Source organism: Pseudomonas sp. GM49, assembly GCF_000282355.1.
In the GTDB taxonomy this organism is placed as follows: Bacteria; Pseudomonadota; Gammaproteobacteria; order Pseudomonadales; family Pseudomonadaceae; genus Aquipseudomonas.
Genome location: NZ_AKJL01000189.1, coordinates 23324 through 30696, shown reverse-complemented (window position 1 = coordinate 30696; position 7373 = coordinate 23324). Strand labels below are relative to the sequence as shown.

At 56.8% G+C, this 7373-nt stretch carries 5 protein-coding genes and 1 pseudogene; all 6 read left to right on the top strand.

Annotation, left to right across the window (positions count from 1 at the left end; translation table 11 throughout):
• Positions 1-739: pseudogene (locus PMI29_RS12070) on the top strand (aconitate hydratase); the annotation flags it as partial.
• A 257-nt stretch (positions 740-996) separates the two neighbouring features.
• A complete protein-coding gene (locus PMI29_RS12075) occupies positions 997-1785 on the top strand; it encodes a CPBP family intramembrane glutamic endopeptidase (RefSeq protein ID WP_007999452.1) in 789 nt (262 codons plus the stop codon).
• Between the two features lie 215 nt (positions 1786-2000).
• Complete coding sequence (locus tag PMI29_RS12080) at positions 2001-2435, top strand: low molecular weight protein-tyrosine-phosphatase (protein WP_007974078.1); 435 nt, start codon at positions 2001-2003, stop codon at positions 2433-2435.
• Between the two features lie 24 nt (positions 2436-2459).
• Entirely contained in the window at positions 2460-4697 is a 2238-nt protein-coding gene (locus PMI29_RS12085; RefSeq protein WP_007999450.1) for a polysaccharide biosynthesis tyrosine autokinase, read from the top strand.
• Between the two features lie 54 nt (positions 4698-4751).
• Positions 4752-5261, top strand: coding sequence for a transcription/translation regulatory transformer protein RfaH (gene rfaH / locus PMI29_RS12090; RefSeq protein ID WP_007999447.1), 510 nt, complete (start codon positions 4752-4754; stop codon positions 5259-5261).
• 688 nt (positions 5262-5949) lie between these two features.
• Complete coding sequence (locus PMI29_RS12095) at positions 5950-7341, top strand: undecaprenyl-phosphate glucose phosphotransferase (protein WP_443216455.1); 1392 nt, start codon at positions 5950-5952, stop codon at positions 7339-7341.
• Positions 7342-7373: the final 32 nt, after the last annotated feature.

Below are 7373 nucleotides of genomic sequence, written 5' to 3'. Positions count from 1 at the left end.
CGGCGGCCCGCCGCCAGTGGTCAAGGATGTCAACGGCGCCAGGGTCCTCGCATTGCTCGGCGACTCGGTGACCACCGACCACATTTCCCCGGCCGGCAACATCAAGGCCGACAGCCCGGCCGGGCAATACCTGCGCAACAAAGGCGTGGAACCGCGGGACTTCAACTCCTACGGCTCGCGGCGTGGCAACCATGAAGTGATGATGCGCGGCACCTTCGCCAACATCCGCATCCGCAATGAAATGCTCGGCGGCGAAGAAGGCGGCAACACCCGCTACATTCCCACCGGGGAGAAAATGCCCATCTATGACGCCGCCATGCGCTATCAGGCTTCGGGCACGCCGCTGGTGGTGATCGCCGGCCAGGAATACGGCACCGGATCGAGCCGCGACTGGGCAGCCAAAGGCACCAATTTGCTGGGAGTGAAAGCAGTCGTCGCCGAAAGTTTCGAACGGATCCACCGCTCCAACCTGGTGGGCATGGGCGTGCTGCCATTGCAGTTCAAGCTGGATCAGAACCGCAAGAGCCTGAACCTCAACGGCAGTGAAACCCTGGACATCCTCGGCTTGACCGGCGTCGAGCTGACGCCACGGATGAACCTGACACTGGTCATCACCCGCGAAGACGGCAGCAGCGAGAAGATCGAGGTGCTGTGCCGCATCGATACGCTCAATGAAGTGGAGTACTTCAAGTCGGGAGGGATTCTGCATTACGTGTTGCGGCAATTGATTGCGTCGTAACTGACGAGCAATACACAGACAGACACCGCCTTCGGGCGGTGTTTTTATTTATGTCGCCTACATCCCTATAATCGCGCGCCGCTTGAAATGGTATCGCCCCAAGTATTGTGTCTGACACACAACCTGTGGGAGCGAGCTTGCTCGCGATCGATCGAAACATTCAGCATCAATGTTGCCTGACACTCCGTCATCGCGAGCAAGCTCGCTCCCACAGGGGATTAGGGGTGCACAGCGTAATCCCAACACAAGGATTTTAAATGCTTGCCCTGCCATGGACTTTTCTGGCCCTGCTCTCCCTCGGCTACGGATTGGCGCTGACCTACGGCCACCTCGATTGGCTGGCGGCAATCTCGGTAATGCTGCTGTTGATCGCCGGCTTCACCGTTCGCCAACAAGTAATCCCTGGTCTACGCATCCTCGGCCACGGCCTGTTCATCGTCCTGGCGCTGGCCCTGGCATTGCACTGGCTACCGGGCTTCCATAACGGTCGCGGCATTGCTCTGCAGCGCTTCAGCGAAAACGCCGTGTCGTTTTCCATGTTCCTGAACCTGGACAAACCCCTGATCGGCTTCTGGCTGCTGTTGGCCTGCCCATGGATTGTCGGTCGTTACTCGTTGCGCTCCTTCCTATATGCCACCGTGCTGGCACTGGCGTTGAGCGCCGTGTTGGTACTGGGCGGCGCGCTGCTTATGGGCATCATCGCCTGGGCGCCGAAATGGCCGGACCAGGCCTGGCTATGGATGCTCAACAACCTGTTGCTGGTAACCCTGGTCGAGGAAGCGTTGTTTCGCGGCTATATCCAGGGCGGGCTGAGCCGGATCATGAAAACCCTGCCCCAGGGTGAAAACCTCGCCCTGCTGCTGGCGTCTCTGATTTTCGGCCTGGGTCACGCCGGGGCCGGCTGGCAATGGGTTGTACTGGCGAGTCTGGCCGGGGTCGGTTATGGCCTCGCCTACCGTTTTGGTGGATTGGGCGCTGCCATCCTCAGCCACTTCGGCTTGAACCTGCTGCACTTCGGACTGTTCACCTACCCGATGGCGGAATAGTCACCGCAATGAACCAAACAGCCGTATGACAGAAAGTAACAGCCGAGCCTTGACCCTCCCCCCCTACACCACTAGAGTGCACGTTTTTAAAATGGCCCCGGTAGCAGTAGGCCACCGGAGATAGCCGTACGGTTGCGCTGGAATGGAATCCACCTCCTCTCCTTCCTCCTGCCTGTGCGGTTTTCATACTTGATATCGCAACTTGCGCAGCCCCTATGTTCAATAAAATCCTGGTCGTTTGCATCGGCAATATCTGCCGAAGCCCCACCGTCGAGGCCCTGCTTAAAAGCAGACTGGCCGAGCGCGGCATTGATGTGAGTTCAGCAGGCATCCACGCCCTGGTGGACAAACCCATGGACAGCACCGCGCTGGAAGTCTTGCGCGAACACAATGGCGACCACCCGGACCACAAAGGCCGGCAACTGACCCGCGAACTGCTGCAACAGGCTGACCTGATCCTCACCATGGAAACAGGCCACGTCAAACGCATCGTGCAAATGGCGCCGGAAGCACAGGGCAAAACGTTCCTGCTGGGCAAGTGGCAGAACAACCAGGAAATTCCCGACCCCTATCGCCAACAGAAGGTCGCCTTCGAACACGTCTACCAACTGATGACGCAAGGCGTCGACAGCTGGTCGCAAAAACTATAATCACCTCTTGTAAAAGTACCCCGCATGCAAAGCCCAAACAGCCTCCCCATCCAGGAACACCGCGACGACGATGACGACATCGATCTGCTCGCACTCTTCGGCACCTTGATCGATAGCAAGTGGATCATTGTTGGTATCACTGCGTTCTTTTGCGCGATGGGTGTTGCTTATGCCCTGTTGTCGACGCCGATTTACCAGGCGAATGCGCTGGTGCAGGTTGAAGAGAAAAAAGGCGGCATGGCTGCGCTGGGCGGCATGGCGGAAATGAGTGAGATGTTTGGTGGCACCTCTCCGGCGGTGACCGAGATTGAGCTGCTTAAATCCCGCGCGGTACTGGGCAAGGCTGTGGAGAACCTGAAACTCGACATTATTGTTGAGCCGAACTATTTCCCGCTGATTGGTCATTTTCTGAGCCGGCGCTTTGAGCCGGTGAGTGAAAACCAGGTGGCCTCGCCACTGCTCGGTCTCAACAGCTTCACTTGGGGTGGAGAAAAACTCGATATCTTCCAACTGGAAGCGCCTGATGCCTATCTGGGCAAGGGGTTGACACTACGCTCTGAGGGAAATGGTGCCTTTACTCTGCTGAATGACGATGACGAAGTCCTCCTTCATGGTCAATCAGGTGAGAAACTGGAGCAAAATGGCTTCAAACTGCAAGTTTCGACACTGAATGCCAATACCGGCGCTCTGTTCACTGTTACCAAGCAGCGTCGCCTCAATACCATTCTCAAGTATCAGGACGATGTGTCGGCCGCTGAACGTGGCAAAGAGTCCGGCATCATCGCGCTGTCGCTAGAAAACGAAGATCCTGATCTGGCTAACAAGGTGCTGGACGAGATCAACCGGCTCTACGTACTACAGAACGTCCAGCGTAACTCCGCCGAAGCCGCGCAAAGTTTGGATTTCCTAAGAACTCAGTTACCAGAAGTACGCAAACAACTGGAAAAAGCCGAAGGGCAGCTTAATGCCTACCAGACAAGCGCGCGCTCGGTCGACATCACCATTGAAACCAAAGCCGTGCTTGATCAGATCGTGGCCTTGGAAACCGCGATATCTGAACTCAAGCTCAAGCAAGCGGAAATGGAGCATCGCTTCACTCGCGAGCATCCGGCTTATCAGGCGTTAATGACCCAGACAAGCCAACTGGCCGGACAGAAAATCGCTTTAGAGAAAAAGGTGAAGAACCTGCCAGAAACACAGCAGGAACTCCTTCGCCTGGCCCGCGACATGCAAGTCACCACTGAAATCTATACGCAACTACTGAACAAAACGCAGGAGTTGGATATTGTTCGGGCCGGCACTGTCGGCAACGTACGTATTATCGATTCCGCTGACGCGAACATCGAAGAGCCGGTAAAACCTAAAAAAGCGCTAGTCGTGCTGATTGCCACCTTCCTTGGTGGACTGTTCGCCGTAGCTTTTGTGCTAGTCCGCAAAATGCTGAATCGCGGCGTGGAAGATCCAGAGGTCATCGAACAACTCGGTATCCCGGTTTACGCGTCGATCCCTCTCAGCAAGGGCCAGTCCCAGATTGAAAGCACATTGAAGGGCAATAGCCGCGCATCTACCGGCTCTCTGCTGCTTGCTGTAAATAACCCTGCCGACCTCGCTGTCGAATCATTGCGCAGCCTGCGTACCAGCCTGCACTTCGCAACCCTTGAAGCGAAGAACAACATCCTGATGATCTCCGGCCCAAGCCCGGCCGTGGGTAAATCCTTCGTCTCGTGCAACCTGGCCGCCATCATTGCCCAAACCGGACAAAAGGTACTGCTGGTCGACGCCGACATGCGTAAAGGCTACCTGAACAAAATGTTCCGCATGGACGTGAACAATGGCTTGTCCGACCTGCTCGCCGGCAAGATTGATCTGAACAAGGCAACCCACTCCACCGAAGTGGACAACCTGCACGTCATCACCCGCGGTCAGATCCCGCCAAACCCATCCGAACTGCTGATGCACAGCAACTTCACCCAGTTCCTGGAGCAAGTCAGCAACCAGTATGACCTGGTGATCATCGACACCCCGCCAATCCTCGCAGTGACCGATGCCGCCCTGGTGGGCCGTCAGGCCGGCACAAGCCTGATCGTGACCCGTTTCGGCGTAAACGCCGCCAAAGAGATCGCAGTGACCAAGCGCCGCTTCGAACAGAACGGCATCGTGGTCAAGGGTGCGATTTTCAACGCCGTGGAACGCAAAGCTTCAGCTTACGGCTACGGTAGCTACAGCTACTATCAATACGAATACGCCTCGGACAAAAAGTGACACCGGATATCAGGGCAGCGCCGCTGCCCTGATTCACCCATGAGAGCCCTCAGCATGCCTCGCCCGCACCCGCCCCCACGCTGGTACCTGATCCAGTGCAAACCCCGGCAAGACGCTCGCGCCGAGGAAAACCTGATTCGCCAGGGCTTCACTTGCTACCGACCAACCCAATGGATCGAACGTATTCAGCGTGGTCGCCGCAGCACCTCGGTGGAGTCTCTCTTCCCCGGCTACCTGTTTATCCAGCTCGACCAGCTCAACGACAACTGGCACCCCATACGTTCAACCCGCGGGGTGAATCAACTGGTGACGTTCGGCAAGCAGCCGATCGCAGTGGCAGACGAACTCATCGCGCAACTCCAGCAACAACTCAGCGAAAAACCGCCCGAGACCCTGGCACTGGAACCCGGTGACAGCGTGCGCATCAACCGCGGCAGCTTCAAGGAACTGGACGCTATCTTCCTCGCCCGCGACGGTGCCGAACGCATCATAATTCTCCTGCAACTCCTGCACCGCGAACACACCCTCAGCGTCCCGATCAACGCCATAGAAAAGACCCTGTAGGAGCCGAGCTTGCTCGCGATGGACGTTAACGATAACGCCTGCTCTCTGAGTAAACGCATCACCCCTGAGTCCATCGCGAATAAGCTCGCTCCTCCCCCCCTTCCTCACATACTCCAGAATCGATCGTATGATGGCTCGCGTAGTGGCCCACATAGTGGCACTTCGCCCAGCAAACACTGGGCTATCGGCTGCAATCGGCTTTTCACTGGTTATTGGTAATTTTGTCCGTCCGAACCCCATATGAGCCTGTTTTATGCCTTCACATTTCCTAACAAAACCGTAGAATACGCCGTCGGCTGAGGTATATTCCCATTCCGGCAGGATGCCATTGCACAAACCTCGCGCTGTGCAGAAGTCAAGGACAGACTCATTATCCTCCGAGCACAGTCTCGGCCTGCCTGATTGACCCTCTTCCCCAAAAATGCCAGCGCTCGCGCATCGGCTCATTCGTCGCACCCACGGCGCACGTTCTCAGGAAACCAACGGTCAATCCTGGGGCGGTAGCGTGCCCAAAACCTTGATATTGGCCAAGGCGAGTGCGTTCCCTGCCACGGATAAGGGAAACGCCACGACACAGACCGGTTTGTGCCAGAGGCTCAAACAGCAACTAAAGCTGCATGGAGTGAACACTCCATGCAGCAGGCATACCCAGGAAGGTTATGTCCAAATCGACGCAAGGGAGATTATTTTGATTCGCAAGCGCAACACCACGCAAACAGCCGATCGCGGTCTTACGTTCTGGACCCAATGGCTTGCCGCAATCTGCGCACTCATCCTCCTGCTCTGTGCACTGGCAACCATGAAGACCGGGGAAGTCGAAGCCCACTACCGGATACTCGCGGCATTCATACTGCTCGGCTCGGTACCCTCCTACTCCATGATGCAGGTCTACCATAAACACCATGGCTATCTGGTAGGACTTGGCCGATTGTTGGCTGGCTGGCTGGTACTACTCTCCGGCTTGACCGTCGTGGCGTTTATCACCAAAACCAGTGAGCTTTTTTCCCGCGAAGTTATTATTAGCCTCGCGCTCGGCGGTTTCGCACTCCAAGCCTGCCTCTATGTACCGCTGCATAACCTCTCCCGGCGTTACCAGCAAAAGCTGCAAGCCGCCCGCACCTCGCTGATTATCGGCACCGGCGACCTGGCCCAAGAGCTCGCGGACAAATTGGTTCGCAACAGAAACGAACCACTGGTTGGCTTGGTAGCTGCGGACGACCAACCCTCGCCCAGCAATGGCCTGTACCCGGTGATTGGCAGCCTTGCCCACCTGCGGGACCTGATCGCAACCCACCAGATTCGGCGCCTCTACATCGCATTGCCGCTGACAGAAGCCGAACAGATCGAAGGCCTGTACATCGACCTGCTGGACTCCAGTGTCGACGTCATCTGGACCCCGGACCTGCAAAGCCTGATCCTGCTCAATCACTCCGTAAGTGATATCGAAGGCCTTCCCGCCATTCACTTGAACGAGAGCCCACTGACGTCCTACCCCACCGCCGCCGCCTCTAAAGCGATAATGGACCGGACCGTCGCACTCATCGCAATCATCCTGCTCAGCCCCGTCCTGCTGGCCACCGCCATCGCCGTCAAACGCTCATCCCCTGGCCCGATCCTGTTCAAACAGAAACGCCACGGCTGGAACGGCAAGATCATCGAGGTCTGGAAGTTTCGCTCGATGCGTATGCACGACGACCAGGAAGTCAAACAGGCCAGTCGTGACGACCCTCGGGTGACCCGCGTCGGTCAGTTCATCCGCCGCACCTCCCTCGACGAACTGCCGCAACTGTTCAATGCCCTGCAAGGCCGCATGTCTCTGGTAGGACCTCGCCCTCACGCCGTGGCACATAACGATTACTACACCGGCAAAATCGACGCCTATATGGCTCGGCACCGAATCAAACCGGGGATTACCGGGCTTGCTCAAATCAGTGGTTATCGCGGTGAGACGGAAACCATCGACAAGATGGAAAAGCGTGTAGAGCTTGATCTCGCGTACATCAACAACTGGTCGTTGTGGCTCGATATCAAGATTCTGATCAAGACCCCCCTCACCTTGCTGTCAAAGAATATCTACTGAAGCCCGTCTGCTGCTCCTCACTGTAGTGCGCT

Excerpts from the sequence above, each read along its gene's own strand:
- PMI29_RS12075 (WP_007999452.1), top strand. The coding sequence starts at position 997 with ATGCTTGCCCTGCCATGGACTTTTCTGGCCCTGCTCTCCCTCGGCTAC.
- PMI29_RS12080 (WP_007974078.1), top strand. The coding sequence starts at position 2,001 with ATGTTCAATAAAATCCTGGTCGTTTGCATCGGCAATATCTGCCGAAGC.
- PMI29_RS12085 (WP_007999450.1), top strand. The coding sequence starts at position 2,460 with ATGCAAAGCCCAAACAGCCTCCCCATCCAGGAACACCGCGACGACGAT.
- rfaH (WP_007999447.1), top strand. The coding sequence starts at position 4,752 with ATGCCTCGCCCGCACCCGCCCCCACGCTGGTACCTGATCCAGTGCAAA.